This is a genomic window from Pseudomonas sp. B392_1p, from assembly GCF_052245235.1.
Classification (GTDB): Bacteria; Pseudomonadota; Gammaproteobacteria; order Pseudomonadales; family Pseudomonadaceae; genus Serpens; species Serpens gallinarum.
The window spans coordinates 272,234-293,744 of sequence record NZ_JBQPXM010000003.1; the positions used below are offsets into that span (position 1 = coordinate 272,234).

At 60.5% G+C, this 21,511-nt stretch carries 10 protein-coding genes and 3 tRNA genes; 2 read left to right on the forward strand and 11 right to left on the reverse strand.

Annotated features, from left to right (window positions below; translation table 11 throughout):
* Positions 1 to 807: 807 nt before the first annotated feature.
* The 9 genes from ACTV8E_RS05785 to ACTV8E_RS05825 form a co-directional block, all read right to left on the reverse strand.
* Positions 808 to 894: transfer RNA gene (locus ACTV8E_RS05785), tRNA-Leu, on the reverse strand.
* Between the two features lie 111 nt (positions 895 to 1,005).
* A tRNA-Cys gene (locus ACTV8E_RS05790) sits at positions 1,006 to 1,079 on the reverse strand.
* Between the two features lie 40 nt (positions 1,080 to 1,119).
* Positions 1,120 to 1,195, reverse strand: a tRNA-Gly gene (locus ACTV8E_RS05795).
* Positions 1,196 to 1,256: 61 nt separating this feature from the next.
* The gene (pgsA, locus tag ACTV8E_RS05800) at positions 1,257 to 1,817 is read right to left on the reverse strand and encodes a CDP-diacylglycerol--glycerol-3-phosphate 3-phosphatidyltransferase (RefSeq protein ID WP_251836155.1); all 561 of its coding nucleotides are present in this window, start codon (positions 1,815 to 1,817) and stop codon (positions 1,257 to 1,259) included.
* Between the two features lie 34 nt (positions 1,818 to 1,851).
* Positions 1,852 to 3,681, reverse strand: a complete 1,830-nt coding sequence (uvrC, locus tag ACTV8E_RS05805) for an excinuclease ABC subunit UvrC (protein ID WP_443198827.1) — start codon at positions 3,679 to 3,681, stop codon at positions 1,852 to 1,854.
* A gap of 2 nt (positions 3,682 to 3,683) precedes the next feature.
* Entirely contained in the window at positions 3,684 to 4,328 is a 645-nt protein-coding gene (gene gacA / locus ACTV8E_RS05810; RefSeq protein WP_273535078.1) for a response regulator transcription factor GacA, read from the reverse strand.
* A gap of 230 nt (positions 4,329 to 4,558) precedes the next feature.
* Positions 4,559 to 6,358 (reverse strand): thiamine pyrophosphate-requiring protein, encoded by a 1,800-nt coding sequence (locus ACTV8E_RS05815; RefSeq protein WP_443198828.1) that lies wholly within the window; start codon positions 6,356 to 6,358, stop codon positions 4,559 to 4,561.
* A gap of 107 nt (positions 6,359 to 6,465) precedes the next feature.
* A complete protein-coding gene (locus ACTV8E_RS05820) occupies positions 6,466 to 6,693 on the reverse strand; it encodes a PLD nuclease N-terminal domain-containing protein (protein WP_443198829.1) in 228 nt (75 codons plus the stop codon).
* A 399-nt stretch (positions 6,694 to 7,092) separates the two neighbouring features.
* The gene (locus tag ACTV8E_RS05825; protein WP_443198830.1) at positions 7,093 to 9,456 is read right to left on the reverse strand and encodes a DNA polymerase II; all 2,364 of its coding nucleotides are present in this window, start codon (positions 9,454 to 9,456) and stop codon (positions 7,093 to 7,095) included.
* Positions 9,457 to 10,246: 790 nt separating this feature from the next.
* Between ACTV8E_RS05825 and ACTV8E_RS05830 the strand changes: the two genes are divergently transcribed.
* Complete coding sequence (locus ACTV8E_RS05830) at positions 10,247 to 10,849, forward strand: hypothetical protein (protein WP_443198831.1); 603 nt, start codon at positions 10,247 to 10,249, stop codon at positions 10,847 to 10,849.
* Between the two features lie 46 nt (positions 10,850 to 10,895).
* Positions 10,896 to 11,126: a hypothetical protein gene (locus ACTV8E_RS05835; RefSeq protein WP_443198832.1), complete on the forward strand. Its 231-nt coding sequence runs from the start codon at positions 10,896 to 10,898 to the stop codon at positions 11,124 to 11,126.
* On the opposite strand, the gene ACTV8E_RS05840 is transcribed toward ACTV8E_RS05835, so the two are convergent.
* Positions 11,127 to 20,240, reverse strand: a complete 9,114-nt coding sequence (locus ACTV8E_RS05840; RefSeq protein WP_443198833.1) for an LPD38 domain-containing protein — start codon at positions 20,238 to 20,240, stop codon at positions 11,127 to 11,129.
* On the reverse strand, positions 20,240 to 21,502 hold the full coding sequence (locus ACTV8E_RS05845; RefSeq protein ID WP_443198834.1) for a hypothetical protein: 1,263 nt from the start codon (positions 21,500 to 21,502) through the stop codon (positions 20,240 to 20,242). The genes ACTV8E_RS05840 and ACTV8E_RS05845 overlap by 1 nt, the downstream gene beginning before the upstream one ends.
* Between the last annotated feature and the right edge of the window lie 9 nt (positions 21,503 to 21,511).

The window sequence follows — 21,511 nt, forward strand, 5'->3', positions numbered from 1 at the left end:
CTGTCCTCTCCTGGCCGACTCATGCTCACTACCCTTCACCCGTCTACAAGGGCTACGGCGCTATGATCACCGAACAGCGATTCTCGCCTGCGGGGTTCAGGTTGTCCCTTGGTTTGAAGGAGGTACGGTTGGCGCTGAGCGCTGTGAAGCCAACAACCTTCCGCTGCCTTTTGGAAGCGTGCTGCGCTATAGCATGATCGAAGCCATCGCGCAGAGTGATGGGCATCTTGACTGGGCAGAGCTAGCGAAGGTGGCTGCACGTCGCGGTGGCGATAAGCTCGGCTGAACAGGCGACCTTCTCTTTGTAATAGGCGCGATTCAGATAGTAAGCAGGCCAGGTCAATTTACAGTGCCGTGCAGATTGCGCGTCAGCCAGCAACTCCACCATTTCTCGCGCCGAATCGTTCATTTCCTGCGACGCTCCCCTTACCTAGCAAGCAACACTCAGCACCTCTCCGATAAGAAACAGTTGCCGCGCGGCCTGCTTTGTAAAACCGTGGAACTTAGGGTGGGGCAAAAAGTGGGGCAAAAATCGAAATTGGCAAAAAAAATCGTCCAAAAAAACCCAGTCACCGCTAAGTGACTGGATTTTTGGAGTTATTTGGTCGGGACGGAGTGATTCGAACACACGACCCCTTGCACCCCATCCAAGTAGGAGAGTAGCGAGGATGAGACGGATGTTGATGCGTAATAAAACCACCAGCAGTGCTTTGAGGTAAGAGCAGCTTGGTGATTGACCGGTGATTGACAGCTCATTTTCGGCAACTTGGGAAGAAGCACTAAAACCGCTGTAACCCGCATGGTGAATGGTGCCCGAAGCCGGACTTGAACCGGCATGACCTTGCGGTCGAGAGATTTTAAGTCTCCTGCGTCTACCGATTTCGCCATTCGGGCGGTAGCTGCAATCGCTTGATTTCGCGTGGGTCAGGAATATATACAGCCCTGCCCGCTTAAGCAAGATAAGAAAAACCCCTGTAGCTCAGAGAGTTACAGGGGTTTTAATAGTGGAGGCCGAGGTCGGAATCGAACCGGCGTACACGGATTTGCAATCCGCTGCATGACCACTCTGCCACCCGGCCTCAAACGAAAACGCCGCATCCGCGGCGTCATCGTAAAAATTGGAGCGGGAAACGAGACTCGAACTCGCGACCCCGACCTTGGCAAGGTCGTGCTCTACCAACTGAGCTATTCCCGCTTGGTGACGGACGCCATTCTATAGAATTCAAATGGTCCGTCAACCCCTTGATTCAAAAAAGTTATTTCTTTTCTGGGGTAGCACTTAAATGCGGCCAAGCGGCCAGCAGGTATTGCAACATCGACCACAAGGTTAGTCCTGCCGCGACGATCAGCAACACATAACCCAGTACCACCCAGGCAGTGAACGCGGGCGGATTACCCAGGAGAATCACCAGAGCAACCATCTGTGCTGCGGTTTTCCACTTCCCCCATCTGGAGACAGCCACATGAGCACGGGCACCCAGTTCGGCCATCCATTCGCGTAGCGCAGACACGACGATCTCACGACCAATGATAATTGCCGCCGGCAGTGTAAGCCAGAGACTGGCATGTTCTTCAACCAGCAGAACCAAAGCCACGGCAACCATTAGCTTGTCGGCCACTGGATCGAGAAAAGCTCCAAAAGGCGTGCTCTGCTGCAAGCGTCGCGCCAAGTAGCCGTCGAACCAGTCAGTGACAGCGGCAATGGCAAAAACCGCACTGGCAGCCCAGTAGCTCCATGTGAACGGAAGATAAAACAGTAAAATAAAGACGGGAATTAGCAGAACACGCAGAACAGTGAGCAAATTAGGAATATTCATTAGCACGGCTGGGGCAACGGGATGTGCAGCCATTCTACCCGCTGTGCAGCGAGTCATAAATCGACTCGGCGAGCTTTTTGCTGACTCCCGGGACTTTGGCGATTTCTTCGCTGCTAGCACGCGTGAGTTCTTGCAAGCCTCCAAAGTGTTTAAGCAGCTCACGGCGGCGCTTGGGACCAACGCCTGGAATCTCTTCAAGCGTTGATGTTCGGCGAGCCTTGCCACGCCGCGCCCGATGTCCGGTTATCGCAAAGCGGTGCGCTTCATCGCGAATTTGTTGAATCAAATGCAGTGCCGGTGAATCCGCCGGCAATGTGAACTCATGGGCAGCATCATTCAAGTAGAGCGTTTCCAGGCCCGGCTTGCGGGTCACGCCCTTGGCCACACCTAGCAGCAGCAAGTCGGGCACCGCCAGTTCCTGCAACACCTCGCGGGCCATGTTCAACTGCCCTTTGCCACCATCCACCAGAAGGATATCCGGAAGCTTGCCCTCGCCCTCCTTGAGCTTGCTGAAGCGTCGGGTCAGGGCTTGGTGCATGGCGGCATAGTCATCGCCTGCGGTCACGTTTTCGATGTTGTAACGGCGATAATCGGATTTCACCGCCCCCTCTTGACCGAAAACCACGCAGGACGCCACCGTTGCCTCACCGCTCGAGTGGCTGATATCGAAGCACTCCAAGCGTGTCGGGACTTCGGGAAGTTCCAAAGCTACGGCAAGCGCTTCAAACCGGGCAGCGGTGTGTTGACGATTGGCCAAGCGCGAGGTCAGTGCCTGTTCGGCATTGGTCACCGCCAATTGCTGCCAGCGCGCCCGGTTACCACGCACCCGATAGCTGATACTCAGTTCTCGTCCGCGCAGCTCGACAATAGCGGCCAATAAGACCGGAAAATCTTCATGCTGAGTGTTAACGATCAGTTCGCTTGGCAGGTCACGTTCGCTGTTGGCGAGATAATACTGTGCCAGGAAAGCCGCCAGGACGGCCCCGCTCTCTTCCTCAATCGCTACTTGGGGGAAAAAATTCTTGCTGCCCAACACTCTTCCGCCGCGCACGCTGATCAGATGCACGCAGGCTCCGCCTGGATTGATGATGGCAGCGACGACATCGACATCACCCGTGCCACCTTCCATGCTCTGTTGATCCTGCACGCGGCGCAAAATTGCTACCTGATCCCGCAGTTCTGCTGCCCGCTCGAAGTCAAGCTGCATCGCTGCCTGCTCCATTGCCGTCGACAGCTCCTCGGTCAGCGCATTGCTGCGTCCTTCTAAGAACATCACCGAACGACGCACATCCTCAGCATACTCGCCAGGGTCTACCAGCCCCACACACGGCCCTTTACAACGTTTGATTTGGTATTGCAGGCAGGGACGAGTACGATTTTTGAAGAAGCTGTCTTCACATTGGCGCACCAAAAAAGCTTTTTGCAATAGAGCCAAGCTTTCCCGGATCGCGCCAGCACTGGGGTAAGGGCCAAAATAGCGACCCTTTTGCTTCTTCGCGCCGCGATGAATACCCAAGCGTGGGTAGAGGTCTTCACTGGACAGAAACACGTAAGGATAGGATTTATCATCACGCAGCAAAATGTTGTACGGCGGCCGCCATTCCTTGATCAGCGTCTGTTCGAGCAGCAGCGCCTCGGTTTCATTGGCGGTAATCGTGGTTTCAATTTGCGCGATGCGGGAGACCAGCGCAGCCGTTTTGCTAGCCAGACCTGTCTTGCGAAAGTAGCTGGAAAGTCGTTTTTTGAGGTTCTTGGCTTTGCCCACATAGAGCAGTTTGGCGCTCGCATCGAACATGCGATAGACGCCTGGGTGATTGCTACAGACAGCCAAAAAGGCTGCCGGATCAAAAACGGGTGTAGACATGATCAGCCGACGGCATCCACCATTCCATGTCGCACAGCCAGCAGTGCCAGTTCCACATCACTGGTAATGGCAAGCTTTTCGAAAATGCGGTACCGATAGGTATTCACAGTCTTGGGAGACAAGCAGAGCTTGTCCGAAATATTCTGCACTTTATGACAATTGGCAATCATCAACGCAATCTGAATTTCCCGCTCCGAGAGCAATTCGAACGGTGAAGATTGGCTATTGGGCTGGAAGGATTTGAGTGCCAACTGCTGCGCGATTTGCGGACTAAGAAAACGCTGCCCAGCGTGAACCATACGAATCGCCTGTACCATTTCCTCCAGCGCGGCCCCCTTAGTCAGGTAACCGGCCGCACCCGCCTGCAAGAGCCGGGTAGGAAACGGGTCTTCTTCACAACTGGTGACAGCCAGCACTTTAATGCCAGGGAAGCTACGCAGAAGTTTGCGAGTTGCTTCCAGACCTCCGATGCCAGGCATCCTGATATCCATGAGCACCACATCCGGCTGCAGCTCACGCGCCTTCAGCAGTGCCGCCTCACCCGAATCGGCCTCCCCTACCACGCTCAACTCGCTGATATCACCCAGCATGCGAATGATGCCCGTACGCACCAGATCGTGATCATCGACCACCAGTACCCTAATCAAAAGACACCTCGTTTCGCATGTCCGCTCAAATTGGCGGTTTCTTAGTATTCAGATCACCCTAACAAAAAATACTCCAAGGGCCTAGCGCGTCCAGGCGCACGATATCACGGGAGCTCTCGACACCGCTCGGAGAAGCTTTAGGCACAGCCAGCAGCGGACAGGATCATGTTCAGGGCCGACAGCAGTGGGGCCAGGCTGAACTGCCTGACCCAAAGCGTTGGAAGTACCCTCTACTTGCCCTTATGATGCCCAGGCAGCAAAGAGCCCAAGACCTGCTTGGCGGTCTGCTTGATGATCCCGGACCGATCAGGATCTCCCCCTAAAAGCGCAGATGCGTATGCCTTGGCCTGTTCCAGCGTGATGTGCGAAGGCAACGGAGGTACGTCCGGGTCGGTTTTGAATTCGATCACCACTGGCCGGTCGGCAGCCAGCGCCTCGTCCCAGGCGCCGGCTACTGCGTCCTCGCGGTCGACGTAGATACCCCGAAGCCCGATGGATTCGGCGAAGCGGTGATAGGGAACATCAGGGATGTTCTGCGAGGCCTCAAACTTCGGATCGCCCTGCATCACCCGCTGCTCCCAGGTCACCTGGTTGAGGTCTTCGTTGTTGAATACGCAGCAGATCCACTGTGGGTTCTGCCATTCCCTCCAGTACTTGGCCACAGTAATCAATTCGGCCAGATTACTCATTTGCATGGCACCGTCACCGACCAGCGCCACAACCGGACGGTCTGGGTGGACAAACTTGGCGGCAATCGCATAGGGCACCGCCGCCCCCATCGAGGCCAGCCCGCCCGAAAGCGAACACATCATACCGCGGCGGATCTTGATGTCGCGGGCGAACCAGTTGGCGCAGGAGCCAGAATCACAGGTAATGATGGCGTCATCGGGCAGACGGGGCGACAGCTCGCTGGCCACGCGCTGTGGATTGATAGGATCAGCACTGGCCATGGCCCGCTCTTCCAGCGTCTTATCCCATGAGCCGCGCCATTCCTCGACCTGTCGGCGCCAACTGCGATCAGCCTTCTCCATCAGCAGCGGCAGCAAGGCGCGTAGCGTCTCCCCAGCATCGCCGTGCAGATTCACATCCATGGGGTAGCGAATGCTCAGCATGTCCGCCTTGATATCAATCTGTACGCCGCGGGCCTTACCCTCCTCAGGCAGGAATTCGGCGTAAGGGAAGCCTGAGCCGATCATCAGCAGCGTGTCGCATTCGGTCATCAACTTATAGCTGGCCTCGGTGCCGAGCAGGCCGATCGAACCGGTGACCCAAGGCAGGTCATCCGGCAGTGCCGCTTTGCCGAGCAGCGCCTTGGCCGCACCGGCACCGAGCCTTTCCGCCACGGCGATAACCTCATCAGCAGCCCCCAGTGCACCGGCACCGACCAGAATGGCTACCTTGTTACCTGCATTAAGCACCTCGGCGGCGTGGCGCAGATCCTCATCGTGGGGCAATAGTCTGGGACGCGCATAACCGATACCGGAATGCACCGCACCATGGGCACGCGGTGGTTCACTGTAAGCTTCGTCCTGCAAATCATTGGGCAGGATGATCACCGCCACCTTGCGCTCGGCCAGTGCCGTGCGTATCCCGCGGTCGATCAAATGACGAACCTGCGCAGGGGCTGCGGCTTGCTGCACGAAGGCGCCAGCGACGTCCTTGAACATAGACGCCAGATCAATCTCTTGCTGGTAATGAGAACCCAACGCGGTGCGTGCCTGTTGCCCACAAATTGCCAGCACGGGCATGTGATCAAGACGGGCATCGTAGAGTCCCGTGAGCAAGTGCGTAGCACCGGGTCCTGATGTCGCGATGCAGACCCCCAGCCCTCCACCAAACTTGGCTTCAGCTGATGCCATGAACGCCGCCATTTCTTCATGGCGCGCCTGGATGAAGCGGATTTTTCCATCGGCCCGGTTCAAGGCGCCGAACACACCATTGATGCCATCTCCCGGATAGCCGTAAATACGGCGAACGCCCCACTGATAGAGGCGTTCGATGAAATAATCGCTAACGGTCAAGCTGCTCATAAAGCACCCCGTTGCTTAGTGATTTCAAGAATCGCCAGCGCCTCGGTGCCTTAAATACCGCAGTATCGCCTTGAAGACGATGACGCGACCAAAACGTGGCGGCTTGCTTATCCCTTACTGTGCTCGGGAGAACTGGGACCTTGTTTGACCCCTCTCGGCCCTGCCACGCCCCAAACGATAAGCCCCAGCACGGGAAAGATGATCAATCCAATTGCCCAAGCTGCCTTGACACCTACCGTCTTATCACTGCGAAAAATACTGACCATCACCCACAAATCCAGCAGCAGGATGATCGCGGCTACAGCTATCCAGAAATAAATCACGGCATCAGACATGGCTAAGTCCTCAAAAATGACCGGGAAACCGCTACGAGGTTCTTGGCTTCTGGAGTCAGTACACCGTATTGCACTTGCCAGCACTAATCTCCTTTAAGTGCAACAGCTGGCTCACAGCTACTAACTTTGAACTGCTGATCCAAGCGAAACGCTTAAACGCGACCTGTCGCTGTCTGGTTTCGAGGTATGCAACTGTTGAACAGTTCAAAGACCTGGCCATACGGTGCGATCCAGGCAGTAGCCCGCCTACGCCTGCGTTGCGGGGCATACGGCTAGAAAGAAAGAGGGGCCCCACGCTGCTGGCATCGTCACCATCACTCCAGCCATGCATTACCTGCGCGCTAACCTATGCCGCGCGCAAGCGCCGCATGGGTGTTTCTATCTGGGAAGGCCTTCGCTTCAGAACAGATCCATCTGCCCGTCCACTAGGCGCTGGAAGTCGCTGTGTACGAAGGGCAGGATGGCGTCGGCCACCGGCTTGAGCTGGCGCATCACGTAGTGGTCATAATCGATTGGCGCCTGGCGATTCTCCAGGGGCTCGGGGCCGGTAACGGTGATCACGTAGCTGATCCAGCCACCGCGCTGGTACTGCAGTGGGCGTCCCTGGCGGGCGTTGAACTCATCGGCCAGCCTCGCCGCCTTCACATGGGGCGGCACGTTGCGCTCGTAGTCCTCCAGGCGCCGGCGCAGGCGCTTGCGGTAGACCAGCAGCTCATCCAACTCGCCCGCCAGGGTGCTGCGCACGTAGTCACGCACGTAATCCTCGAAGGATTGTCGCCTGAAGATGCGTTGGTAGAGCTCCTGCTGGAACTGCCGGGCCAGCGGCGACCAGTCGGTACGCACGGTTTCCAGGCCCTTGAAAACCATCTCCTCGCTGCCGTCGGCGCGCTGCACCAGTCCGGCGTAGCGCTTCTTGCTGCCCTCCTCGGCGCCGCGGATGGTGGGCATCAGGAAGCGTCGGTAATGGGTCTCGTACTGCAGTTCGAGGGCACTGTCGAGGCTGAACTCGGTAGCCAGATGGTCGCGCCACCACTGGTTGACCTGCAGCACCAGCTCGCGGCCGATGCGGCCCGCCGCGTCCTCCGCGTGCCCGCTCCCGAGCCAGACGAAGGTGGAGTCGGTGTCGCCGTAGATCACCTGGTAGCCGCGCGCCTCGATCAACTCGCGGGTACGTCGCATGATCTCGTGTCCGCGAAGGGTGATCGAGGATGCCAAGCGCGGGTCGAAAAAGCGGCAGCCGCTCGAACCGAGCACGCCGTAGAAGGCGTTCATGATGATCTTCAATGCCTGCGCCAGGGGTTTGTTGCCGTCGCGCTTGGCCACGTCACGGCCTTCCCAGACACGCGCGACGATCGCTGGCAAGCTGTGCCGGGTGCGCGAGAAGCGCGCGCCGCGGAAACCCGGCACCGAGTGCGCGTCATCGGGCTGGCGCAACCCCTCGATCAGGCCGACCGGGTCGATCAGGAAAGTGCGGATGATCGACGGGTACAGGCTCTTGTAGTCCAGCACCAACACCGACTCGTAGAGGCCCGGGCGCGAATCCATGACGAAACCACCGGGGCTGGTTTCCGGCAGGCGCTCGCCGAGGTTGGGCGCGACGAAACCCTGGCGGTGCATCAACGGCAGGTAGAGATGGGTGAAGGCCGCCACCGAACCGCCGCTGCGGTCGGCCGCCAGGCCGGTGACCGTGGCCCGTTCCAGCAGGAACGTCAGCAACTCGGTCTTCGCGAAGATGCGCGTCACCAGCTCGCAGTCCTTGAGGTTGTAGTGCGCCAGTGCCGGCTTGTCCTCAGCGAAGCGGCGATCGATCTCCGCCATGCGCTGGTAGGGGTTGTCGATCGCCTTGCCCTCCCCCAGCAGCGTCTGCGCCACGTTCTCCAGGCTGAACGAGGGGAAGTTCCAGGTCGCCGAACGCAGCGCCTCGATGCCGTCGATAATCAGCCGCCCGGCGGCCTCGGCGAAGAAATGGCTGTTGCGACTGCCATGTTCGCGCCAACCCATCTCCTCGCCACCGCGCCCCAGGCGCAGCGGCACCTTCAGGCGCTGGGAGTGATCGCGCAGCACCCGCAGGTCAAACTGCACGAGGTTCCAGCCGATGATGGCATCCGGATCATGGCGCGCCAGCCAGTCGTTGAGTCGCTCCAGCAGTTTCGCGCGGCTGTCGCAATACTCCAGGTCGAAATCCAGCGCGGTCGCGTCGCCATTGGCCGGGCCGAGCATGTACACCTGGCGCTGGCCGCAGCCCTCCAAGGCGATGGAATAGAGGTCGCCCCGGCTGTTGGTCTCGATATCGAGGGAGACCAGCCGCAAGCGCGGTCGATAGTCCGACACGGAACGCAGTTGGGCATCCCGCAGCAGACCGTCGTCGCCCAGCGTGCCGCTGAAGCACACCGGCGCAGTGATGAAGCGCTCCATGAGGAAACGCTCGGGCGGACGGATGTCGGCCTCGTAGACGTCCACGCCTGCGGCCCGCAGCGCCTTTTCCAGACTCAGCAGGTGGCGGTACTGACGGCAGTAGAGTCCGAGCATCGCACGATGGCGGAAATCGCACAGCCCGAGCTCGCGCAGCTCGGCATCCGGCTCGCCGTACAGCAGTTGCTCGGCGCGCTCGCGCTGTTCGGCCGGCACAAAGGCCACCGCTGGCTGCACGGGAACACGTACACGACAGGGACCGTTATCGGTCGCCAGCCAGAACTCGACCTCGATGCCCGCAGACGTGTCGCGCCAGTGCCGCGTCAGCACGAAACCCAGTTGCCCTTCCACGCCGATGACCTTGAGAGAATGCTGACGAGGGAATACTACATGCTCAGCACGCTGGTCGTTTGTGCGGGTTGAACGTCCGAACCAACATGTTGCGCTTGAAAGTCAGGCCGGATTGCAAGTACAGCACACCAGCACTCGAAAGCCGAACGCATCGAGGTGATTGACCGCGACAACCGGGCCCAAGTGGTGCGCTTCGTGTTGGGCCACCGGCGAGCCGTATCGAACATCCGACGCACTACGCACGGCTGGTGGATCAGCCAGTTGAAGAAAGCTGGCGTACGACAGCGCGGACCGAGCACCTGACGGCATACATTCGCCAGTCAGATGCTGAGCAGTACAACGCGAAGTGGGATCAACGAAGACGGCCCGGATGTCGTGAGCCTGCTCAACCAGGCGCTAAAGCTCGGTTGAAAAATGAAAAAGGGGCCGTAAAGGCCCCTTTCTTTTGCCTGATATTCCCAAAGTGTTCCCAAATCGCCCCTTTTTCAGGGTTGGCTCGGTCTAAACCCCAGTGAAATCAAGCACTTATATGGCGGAAGCGTAGAGATTCGAACTCTAGGACAGTTGCCCGTCGGCGGTTTTCAAGTCTACCGATGAAACCAGTAACCATGCGGCTTACAGCGATATTCGTTTCCGCAATCAACGCATTTTCGCTGCTCTGCAGGCCGCATTCCACGCGGGTCGTCTTTCCAGTTGCGGAAACGATTTTCGCCCCTTCTCGCCCGTTCTGGGCATATCAAAATCCCTATCCTGTTGTAGTATCGCGAGGCCATCAAACAAGGAGCCTCACATGCAAAAAGGAATATTCGGCCTCATTGCCGTCATGGTTCTGGCCGGCTGCGCCAATACCAAAATGACAAGCTTTAGCGACCCCTCATTCAAGGGCACCGAATTCAGAAACCTTGTCGTGCACTCTGGCGGCAACTTCGAGACTCAGCAGCTAATCACCTCCGAGGTCTGCAAAGCGCTGTCCTCTCCAAGCGTTCGATGCGCTACGTCGCTCGAGTTGTTTTCTCCGACTCGCACATACACAAACGAACAGATATCCGAGACGCTTCGCTCGCGTAGCGTGGATGGATACCTGTCCATCATCATTGGCGGCGAGTCCAGCTCAAGCCAGTACATTGGCAGCCAGTCATTTGGCACCGTCAACGTCTACGGCAACTCTGCGAGCGCGAACAGCAGCACCTTCTCTACTTACTCGTACTCGCGACAGCAGGGTTTCGACATCGTGCTCATCGATACCGCGACACTTCAAAAGGCCTGGATTGGTGGGGCGCGCGTGTCAGGTCAAGGCCTGCTTAACGTAACCGATGAAGTGTTCGCCTCAAGCCTCGCCAGCGAACTGGCCGACGCCCTCAAGAAGGCCGGCCACCTCCGCGCCTCAGAGTAGTCAGCGGCCCTCGCAGTCCATCCAGCCACTCGGTATCTTCCCTCCTATGGATTATCAAACCCTTATCGGCGGGATACTCGGCTTCCTGGTCCTTGGCGGCCTGGTCATGACCCAGATGCCACGCCACTGGCAAACAACCGGCGGCTGGCTGACTGTAAGCCTGGTGGGCATACCGTTGTTCTTCATGCTCATTGGCCTACTGATCAACGTGCCCGCCCTGCTTTTCGGTGCCCTGGTGCTGACCGGCTTATATGCCGGCCAGTCCAAGCGGCGCTGATCAGCGCCTGGCGCGCAGCTCCTCAATCTGCCTGCCCGCAGCTTCGGTCAATCGGTTCTTCACCACCAGCAGACGATCCAGCTCCCGGCGCTTGGCATCGGCATCGAGCTCGCTCAGCCGAACGGAGTCCATCCTCGCGTTGATCGCAGACAGCCGGCGCTGTGCCTGGTTGAGCTGCTTGCGCATGCCCAGCACGTCGCGCTTCTCGCCGATAACCTTACGCGCCTCCTCCATGCGGCCCAACTCCTGCAGCTCCTTCACGTCAGCGTAGGCCTGCCCCGCCTCGCGCAGCCCTTCATAAAAGAGTGTGCTGTAACGGGTGTAGGCGGCTGGCGTATCCAGGTCGCGATAGAAACGACGGATCGGTTGGTACTCATGCCAGTGCTTCGCCGGCTGGCTTTCGCCCTTTGCCGACCGCCAGAACGTATCGACCAGACCCGCGCCCCAGGCCCCGACCTGGCCGAGGTAACCGGCAATCAAGTGATCAGCCTGGATCGGCGATACCGCAAGCGGGAATTCGTCACCGAATACGCGAGTGGCAGCCGATGCAGCCTTGCCCACCACCGTGGTGTTGGTCCGCGCGCGCAGCCCCTTGCTCAATCGCTCCATGCCGGCCGACTCAATCGGCCTGCCCGTAAAGGCGTCCACGTTTGAATACACGTCCAGCACCGGCTGGAACATGTGCGGTACCGGCGAGAACGAAAAGGTCTGGGTCAGCGTGTGGCCAAGGCGCTGGGCGAACAGCTTGCCAGTGGCCTTGTCGTCAATGGCCTGCTGCAGCAGTCGCTCGGTCATGGTAGCGATAGCCCCGACTTCGAACGGCTTGGGAATGAAGAAGGCCTTGCCGCCCAGGCGGACGAACCAATAGGTGTCCTTCTGCCATTCTTCCAGCTTGCGATATTCCTCGTCGTCGTTATTGACCAGCATGAGCGCCATGCTCGCTAGCGACAGCGCCGTGGTCACCACCATGAAACGCTTGGCTGCCTGCTTGTCCGCGTCATCGCCCTTACCGAACGCGGTCAGTAGCGAGGGCTTAACCCCGGCGCGGTACAGCTTGTCCAAGCCTTGCAGGCGCGCATTGAGGAACGGAACCACGCGAATCAGGAACCGCACCGCCGGCCAGGCACCATGCATCGAGAAGTCCATCAGGTCGCGCGCCTCGAAGGCGGCGGCCAGCTTTCCCTTGTCCTGCTCGTTCTGCCCGAAGATCGCCGCACGGTTGGTGTTTTCTGCCGTGTTGGCGAAGGCGTTCCAGGCATCCCAGCCCGCCTTGAGCGCTTGCGGTACCAGCTTCGGCCCGTCGATCAGCTTGGCGCTGCGCAGGTTGCGCGTCAGGTGCGCCTTCACCTCCTCCGGATCATTGCTGTAGATGTGGCCGAAACTGAATGCGCCGCCACTGGCGAGCATTCGCGCCCGCTTGCGTGCGTCGGTCCAGTCCTTGCCGCCCACGGCGATGTTCTTCAGGAAGTTCTTGCTCACCGGTGACGTTGCCGTGGCCGACATCGAGTCGCGCAGCAAGTTGGCGATGATGAACTGCGGCGTGATCGTGGTCATGTTGGTGAATAGGCGCTTGAAGAAGCTCATGGCGCGCACGGCGGCATTGTTCAGCCCGGCATCGCCGAGCGAGCTCAGCGCCTCGAACACCAGCGGATCGTCGATGTTGTACCACTGCTTTACGCCATCCTTGAGCACGAAGGTGCTGGCCTTCTTGTCGCGTGCCGATTCGCTCACCGGCTGCGCGATGCCCAGTTGCTCGGCATTGGTGATTGCCTGCGCAGCCGCCTGATTCTTCAGGCTCGCGGTCAGCAGGTGGTTGAAGTTCAGCAGGGTGTTCTGCAGCAGATCGTTCAGGTTCTGCTTGCCGCCCTTGAGCTTCTTGTAGGCCTCCTGGCGGCCCAGCCCCTTGGATGCCATTGGGCCGGTCGGGCCATCGTCATCCATCACGCGGTAGAACGGAACATAGAACTCGTCGCGCCACATAGCACGGTTTTCCGGCGTGATGATGCCGGTCTGCTCGGCGATGGCCAGCACGTCGTCGCGGTACTGCTGGAACTCGGCGAACACCTCGTCGTACAGGGTGCCGCGATCCTTTCCGCCTTCGGTCGTGCCACGGTTGAGCGTGCGCAATGCATCGATTTCCGCCGCATCGAAAAGGTTTTCCCGTCCTTCGGCGGCCAGCTTGGCGGAGCGGTTGCCAGCAATCCAGCCCATGAATCGCTCAATTTCGGCCGCCGTCCCAAGGCGCGCCAGGGTTGACCCCAGACCCATTGCCGTGCCGGGCTGGATGTCGATCACCTTCTGTTGCTGGTCCAGGAAGATCCGGCCGTTGTTGAGCATGGCGTGCAGCGCACCACTCGCCGCGGACGACATGCGCGCAAGCACCCAAGAGCTGCTCGTAATGTCAGTGCTCAGGATGTCCTTGCCGTGTGCGGCCTCATCCAGGTCGCGCAGCGCGGCAAAGCGATCAACCAGACCTTGGCGGATCTTCAACAACGCCCGGTCAGATTGCTGGCGGAACCAGTCGATGGCGCGTTGCTGTGGCGTGAGCGGCGCAATCTTGCCCAGCGCTTCCTTCTGCTTGGCGGTGAGGTCGCTGAACGCCTCAGAGGTGTGCGGCCGACTGGAGCGCAAGCTATACAGCTGCTCGTTCTCGCTCGCCTCGACGGCGGCATTGTTGCGGCGCAGCCAGTCCCTCGACTGGCCAATCAGGGCCAGCACGTCGGTGTACGTCCATGCCACCCGGGGGAACAGCTTGCGCAGCAGCTCGCGGATCTTGGAGGCGACGCGCTGCAGTACCGTGGGGCGGTCACCCTCTTCGGCCAGGTGCGCCACGATCTCTTCGGCAATCATCAAGCGCTGCTGCTCGGGCGTTTTGCCCTTGAGCACCTTGGCGTAATGCTCGCGGATCTGATCGATGCGCTTGCGGCCCGTTGCGCGGGTCATTTCGCTCGAATAGATGCGCTCCATGGTTGCGTTGAGTTCGCTGCCCAGCAGGCCATGAATGCCACGGTGACCGACCATTTCATGCACGGCCGTGCGGATGGCGTCTTCCAGGCTCGACTGATTGTCGGCGACCAGATACTGGGCGTCCTCGCGGAACACCCCACGCACATCGCCTGGGGAAACACCATCGCGCTCAGCACGGGCACGCACTGGCGCAGGCAGATCCTCGAATGACTGAACCACCGTGACGCTGGCCAGCTCGGGCAATTGAGCTAGAGCGTCCCGTATTTCACGAGCCGAAGACAGAGCGCCGTCCTCGAGGCGATACATCTGCACGCCGCTGTCCGTCTCGCGGGTTTCTATGGCGGTGAACAGCTTGTCGAACGCCTCATTGACAGGGCCTTGCTCGCCCGGGGTCAGGTACGGATAGCGGCCAGGGTCGCGTACGAACTGCTCAAGCGTCTGCACGTTTGCCAGGTAGTCATTGCGGGCGCCCTGGTCAGCCAGGCGGGCAATCACATACGTCTCGAACGATCGTGCACCGCGCTCGATGATGCGTGACCAGTAGCCGTCCGCAGTCCCCTTGTCCAGCACAGCAGCGCGCTGAGTCATTGGTGAACGGTCAAGCGTCTCCACCAGCTCGGCAAACGCCTTCTCAACCTGCTGCCTCACGCCTTTGGGGTGACTGGGATCTGGCGACCAGTTTTCTTCGGCATAAAGCGCTGCGCCCGGATGGCTGACCTGGTACATATTCAGCTTGGCGCGGGTCATGCGCTGCGACGGGTAGCGCTTGTTGACCAGCATCGGCTCCGGACGATAGGTGATATACGCCCCTTCGCGCACCGTCCCGGCTTCTGCTGCATCACGCTTGCCGGCGAAGTAGTTGTCCAGGGCATGAAACCATTCGTGCGCCAGGCTTCCTGCGCCCTTGGTCTTGGTCATGTTGATGACGGTTGTGCCGGGCTCATAGTGGGCCGAGGCACTGCCGCGACCGCGCGAGCCAAAGCCGATGCCAAGCTTGCCGTCCAGGCTCAACGCTTTCGGCGGGACACCAACAACGCTGGCGAGGTCCATGAAAGCATCGTAAGCATCATTGAGAATTCCTTGACGCTCCCTTCCGCCAGCCCCCTGCTTCACCCAGTTGCCGAACTCGACCCCCCTAAACCCAAAGGCCTCAAGGAACTGATCCGGCGTTACGTCCTCGCCGTTGCGGTAGTCGCGACCCACGCGCTCGTCGTTGCTGTCCCGGCGCATATCCGCCTTGGTCACGTTGTCCCTGTTCTTCACCGCATCCCATGCGGCGACCAAATCATCATGATGCTCATCCAGGTATTTGCGGGCTGCCGTGGTGTCCGGGAATGACTTCAGCTGACGGCGCTCCTTGTCGCCATCCTTTGTGATGTATGCCGCTCCACTGCTCTTGCTGTAGTAGATGGCAAACTTCATCTTCTTCTCTGGAGCCTCTTTCTGCTCCAGGGCCTCCTTGATCTCAGGCAGCGCGCTGGTTACCGACTCATGCCCGTAGAAAGAAGCGCCGCGCCCGTCGATCTTCACCTCGACCCAAGAGCCCGGGACCATTTCGCCGTCTTTGTTGTAGCGGCCAGTAGCGCGCCTTACCTCGCCAATCCGGCCCCACTGTCCGCGATCCACGGCAGTCAGCAGCTCGATCTGATCGGCGACCAGATTCAGCGATGGGCTGAACTCGCGCATCTTGTTGACGGTTGCATCCGCGCCCAGCCTGCCGAGCGTATCCAGAATGTCGCGAGCGGCTTTGACCTTCTCGACCCAGCGCTTGACCTTGTACGCAACACGCGGCTTGGCCGGAATGTAGCTGCGCACAACGTAATAGGCGGCGGCATTGAATGGATCTTGGATCCGATCAACTTCGTCCTTGGGCCAGAGCTGGCTAAGCGTACTGCCGGCAATGGCTGCATCGTCCATATCATCTAGCCGCTCGCGAACCGTCCTTAGCTCGTCCTTGCGGGCACCGCCAAGCTTCTCGCCTGCGTCCTCGATGGTCACTTTCTGGGCCTTGGGCTTGCCTTTATCGTCGGCAGGGCTCGCCTTCTTGGCGGGGGCCTTCTCAGTCTCTGGCTTCTTGGGGGCTGGCTTCTTAGCAAGCTTCGCGGCCTGCTCTTTCGCCTTGCTGGCTGGAGTGGCTGGAGTGGCTGGAGTGGCTGGAGTGGCAGGTTGCGCGCCGAACATATCGTTCTGGCCGCGTGCGGCCGCAACATCGGATACCCGGTCGGAGCCGGTCAGGGTGAAGTCATTGCGGTCGCGGTCGGCCTGGGCCTTCTGCTCGGCCAGGCGCGCCTCTTCAGCTTGAGCTTTCTCGGCGGCAGCGTTGCGCTCCGCCTGCTCTTTCAGTCCTTGTTCGCTTTGCTGCTCGAGCTTGAACGGCGTGCCAGCATCTTCTCTTGCAGCGCGATCTTCTCGCTCATCAGCTTGCCGAATTTCGTCATCACGGCGGGCGGCTGCGGATTCATCGAGGGGCTCTCCGTCGACGTAGGTGTCTTGCTTTGTTTGGGCATCTTCCAAGGCTCCGTCAAGTTGCTCGCTGCGAGCGATGGCCATCTCGTCAAACGAACGCGCATCGGCTGCAGCTTCAGGACCGTACTCGGCTTCGATACGCGCGTATTCAGCTTCGCGCATATCACGCTCGGCCGCAATCTGCTCGTTAATACGGTCGAGCATTTCCTGTTCGTACTGCTCAAGCTGGCTGGCCGAGTCCGGCGCGTAGTGCGTCTTCCTGCCGGACAGCTCATCGCGCAATGCTTCTTGGAGCCAGCTTACGCCGCCGTCGCGGTCCATTTCGCCTGCGGGAAGGTAACCGTGCTGATCCAGCAGCGACGCCATATCATCGAGACTCGTGCCGGTGTTGTCGCTCCAGAGAGCGCCGACGCCAGGTATATGCTTGTTGCCCTTGGGCTCGCCGGTGGTGTCCTGGCGCCACTGAGTCGTAATGCCGCCGAGGCGAATGGTCGCCTGGACCACCGAGTCACGATCGCGGTCAATGGCGCGGCGCTGGCCCTTACGCTTGGCCCGCTCTTGGGAAGGGGTGTTGCTTACTCGGTCGGCTGCTGCTGGGCGCGCTTCGCCTGACGGCGTGCGGCCATCTCCTGAAGCGCTTGCTCGTGACGAACCTGCAGTTCGTTCTGGCGCTTCTCCAGTTCCACTGGGTCGCTGGTCCCGAAGTGCTCGATCGCTCGTTGCAGCCTGGATTCCGCTGACATGCTCAGTACCTTTCTTGCTCTGATCCATCGCCTTATCAGCGAGAGCCATGATGTTGGACGGAGAACCGATAGGAGCGATCTGAGCAACCCCCAGGTGCAGCCCCACGCCCCGCTTGGACTCGTCTTCAGGATGCTTCGGATGGACGATCTTGTCCAGACCCTCGCGCCGCGTATAGGCCGCCGCAGCCTTGCGCGCACGCTCCAGTGCCGAATCGATGACCGCCCGCTCGCCGCCGATCACCAGCGCGCCGAACTCGTCGCCACCGGTGCGGAAGCCCTCGACTTGGCCAGCTTTGCCAAGTTCCTTGCGCACGATGTCCGCCAGGGCACGGTAGTGCTTGTTGGCATCCCGGGCCACGTTGTTGAAATGTGCGTTCAGCCCGCCCAGGTTGGCGATGTCCGCGCTTACCCAATACGCCTCACCGTCGGTGGCGGCCACATGCTCAATGGCCCTACCAATGGCGCGCTCGGTATCTGTACTGCCGTCCTCGCCCTCGCGCCGGCCCTCGAACAACCCGGTGGTGGCGTCGATGGGCGCGGAGAAGCGTGGTTTGCTGGCCAGGCGCTCAGCCACGTCCAGGGCCACGCCGTCGGCCACGTACTCATCAATCACCGTCTTGCGGAAAGAGTCCGCGTAGGCTGTGTAGCCAGCCTGCGTCTCCTTTTCGCTCAACCCGTCATTCCGAACTGGCTGGGTCAAATCGCCCTCTTTCAGCCACTCTTTGAACTCAGTAACCGGCATTGCCGTAACGGCGCCAACTGTCCAGTTCTCGTCAAAATTCGCGCGGTAGGCCATCACGGCCGTGGCCTGGTCCGGGTAGCCCAGCATGACTTTGTGTTCGTCGAAGTTGCCATCCTGCTGGTTGACCTGGTCAACAATGAACACCTGTTGGCTGTCCTGCTGTGGGCCGACATACACGTCAAGCTGTTCGCCGTCGGCCGCTTTGGTGCGCTTGATGTACCCATAGTGGTCGCTCATCGTGTGGCGCCACTGATTGCCGTCCGGGTCGGTACCGCTGCGCTCGGAGCCCTTCGGGCTCTCGATGGAAATCTCCAGCCCTTGGACGCGAACGCGGCCCTTCTTGTAGTTGCCGGCCTCGATCTGTGCCGGTGTCGGCGCCGGAAGATCATTGTTCGGCGAGGTGGCGGCTTCATGCGCGGCCACGTCAATCGGGCGCATCTGGTAGCTCTTGGGGTCAGTCGGCACCCGCACGGCAAAGCCGCCGTCGACCTTGGCAATCGTGGGATTGCGGCCAGCCTTCTTGGCCTCACGAAATGCCTTGCTCGCCCGTGCCGAGCCGTGGGCCTGGAAGGGTTCACCATTCGCCCGGTTGATGTATTCGAAGTCACTCGCGCCGCGCGTCGCGGTCGGGGCCTGCTGGTCCATACCGCGACCGCCAGGCCCGTTCCGTTCGAACACTTGCGGGGCAGTAGCGCCACGCTGGGCATTGCCTTCTCCATCGACCACAATCGCGTCGGGCGCCGGTAGTGCGGCACGCAGCAGCTCGCCTTCAAGGGTCTGGCCCCGCAGCGCTGCTGTTTCGGCTACCCCCTGACGGCTGCCATGCTGGAAATCGCCCACCAGCGGCGCATGCGCTCCGCGCGCGGTCTGCTGGTCCATTCCGGGGCCACCCGCCATCCGCTCGGGATCATTCGCCGGGTTGACCCATTGCCGACTCTGCGGATCCGGCTGCATCTCGCCGTCGACATTACGCACAGGTCCCACATCCTGGACGTTACCTTGGCTGTCGGCATAGAAGGTTTGATCGGGTGACGGCAGGGCTTGCAGGCCGGGTGCCGGAAGCGCGGCAGGCTCTGGCGTGCTATCGAAGGTGGCGTCGGGAGCGGCGTCAGCGTTGGGCGCGGCGTCTGTGCGTATGGACGATTGCGGGCGACCCAGAGCTGCGCCCAGCGACGCATGACCAGCACCGCCCATGGCGCCCAGCACGGCATCGGCAAAGGTGTCTTCGGTCAGGTCGCGCTGCTCGCCAATCGCCTTGTTCGTCACGGCGCGGGCTGCAACAGTCTCGCTCACCTCTTGCGCGCCTTCAGCCGGCGCATTCAGCAGAACGCCGCCAGCGAGGCGCTGACCAATGCCGCCGCCGATCCTGCTTTGCAGCGGGCCAAGCGCGTAGTTAGTCAGCGCGCCGCCTGCAGCGCCGACCGGGGCCGCCCCCTGGAACGAGGCCGCACGCGCCGTCGCGGCAATCTGGGCACGTGCATCCGCCTCTGCCATGCCGTTAATGCGCAGCTCCCGATACAGCTCCGACGTTTGCTGTAGCTCAGCGTCAGGCATGGCGGCAAGCCGCTGCTCCACTTCGTTGCCTGCCGCGCCGCCGGCTTGCAGGCCACCAATGCCAGCCATACCCGCCATGCGAGCCTGCCCGCCCGGGATCGCCAAACCGGCAGCTTGCGGCACGAACTGACCGATCAGGTTGGAAGCCTGCAGGCCATAGCCCGCCAGGCTCGGGTTGTCGCCCATGCTCCAGCTGGACGGGTCCAGCACATCGCCTCGTGGAGTGCTGGCCTCAACCGCCTGTTTGGCAGCTGCGGACTTGGTGTCTTGAATGCGCTTTCCGGCAGATTCGATTTGTCGGCCTGCCGGGCGGAACAGCAAATCGCTCGGCGCGGGAATGCTCTTCAGTGCGTCAACCGCGCCATCCGGAAGCACAGCGCGCGCGCCCTGCTCAATCGCACTGCCTGCAGTGGTCAACAGGTCACCGAAGCCGCTGACTACCGAGCCGGTACCCACCAGTGCGCCGCCAGCAACCTCTTTACCAAAGTCGGAAGCCTGAATGCCGCCCTGCTCTTCAGGTGCGTCGTTTGCCGCAATCTCGCCCCGCGCCGGAGCCTGATACTTCGCCCACGGCCCGGCCTGATTCGTCTGCGGCTGATCACCGGCAGGTTGCTGCTGGTACTTCTCCCAAGGGCCGGCCATTACTGCTTACTCCAGTTTTCAGGATCGGCAGGGTCACCGCCAAGGAATAGGAATCCATCTTCAACCTGACCAGGTTGCGGGGCTTGTTGCGGGGACTTCGGCTGTCCCTGCCGGGCGGGCTGGCCTTGCGGCTCCGGCTGTGCGGGAACGCCGGCCAAGCCAAGGTCGCTAGCCAGCGCCTGCCTAGCCTGCACCAGCTGCCCGCGCTGCTGACGCAAGGCCGCCTCGGCTTCTGGACCCGGGAAGGCCTCAAGCTGCGAATCGATTTCCTTGATTTGATTGGTGAGGAAGGTCACACGGTAGCGATCCCCGGCACTGATACTGCCTTCGCCGCCGCCACGCTTGAGACGCACCAGTTCGTCACGCGCCTCGTCATTGGTGAGGCCTCCGCCTTGGGGGCTCATCAGCCACTGGAGGGTTTTCACGTCGTTGCTGGGCGCGAAGGCTGCCGAGCCAGCGCCGTCGTTTTTGCGTCCGATCACGCTCTTCATTTCGCCGGTGCGGGAATTGCGCTGCAGAACGGCGCCATCCGGACCTTCGACTTGCTCCCAGCTTTCCGTCTTGGGCAGATAGCCCGACGCCTGCAGATAGCCCAGCATTTTGTCGCGATTCTGCCCGAGCGCCTGGTACAGCGATTTGGCTCCCATCACCGGGCCGATGGCCTGATCAATCTCGTATTGGGCGACCTCGTCGTCTTCGTCGGCGGTACCACGATTGACAGTCATTGGTGCCAGGCGCTTACCGCCCCGTTCGTCTTCAACTTCCAGCTCGAATACGAAAGTGCCGTCCTTTTGCCCCGGATACATACCGGCCAGACGCTTCTTGCCGCCGCTACCACGGGAAACGCGAGGCCCGTAGAAGTCATTCATGGCGTCAACTGTCTGCTGACTGAACAGGCTACCTTCACCCTGCGCAAGCCTGTCGGCGTACTGCACAGCGGCCTCGGTCTTGGGATTGAACAGGTGGCGAGGGTCAGCCAGTTTGTTGCGCTCGAACGCCTGTTCCAGCTCCGGCGTGATCGGCGCCTCAATGCCGCTGGACCAGCCCTGGTAGAACTGCGCAATCTGCTGCTGATCCTGCTGGCTCTGGCGCTGTTGCTGCTGCGCGGCGAATTCTTGTTCGCGCATCTGAAGGCCACGCTCCTGCATGGCCATCTGTTGATCGGCGCGCGCGTTGTCCGCTTTGCGCTGCTTGAAATTCTCTACCAGACCGAAGCCTTGCACGAAGCCGTCAAAGGCTCCGCGTGTATCCAATCCCGACATGTTGCCTCC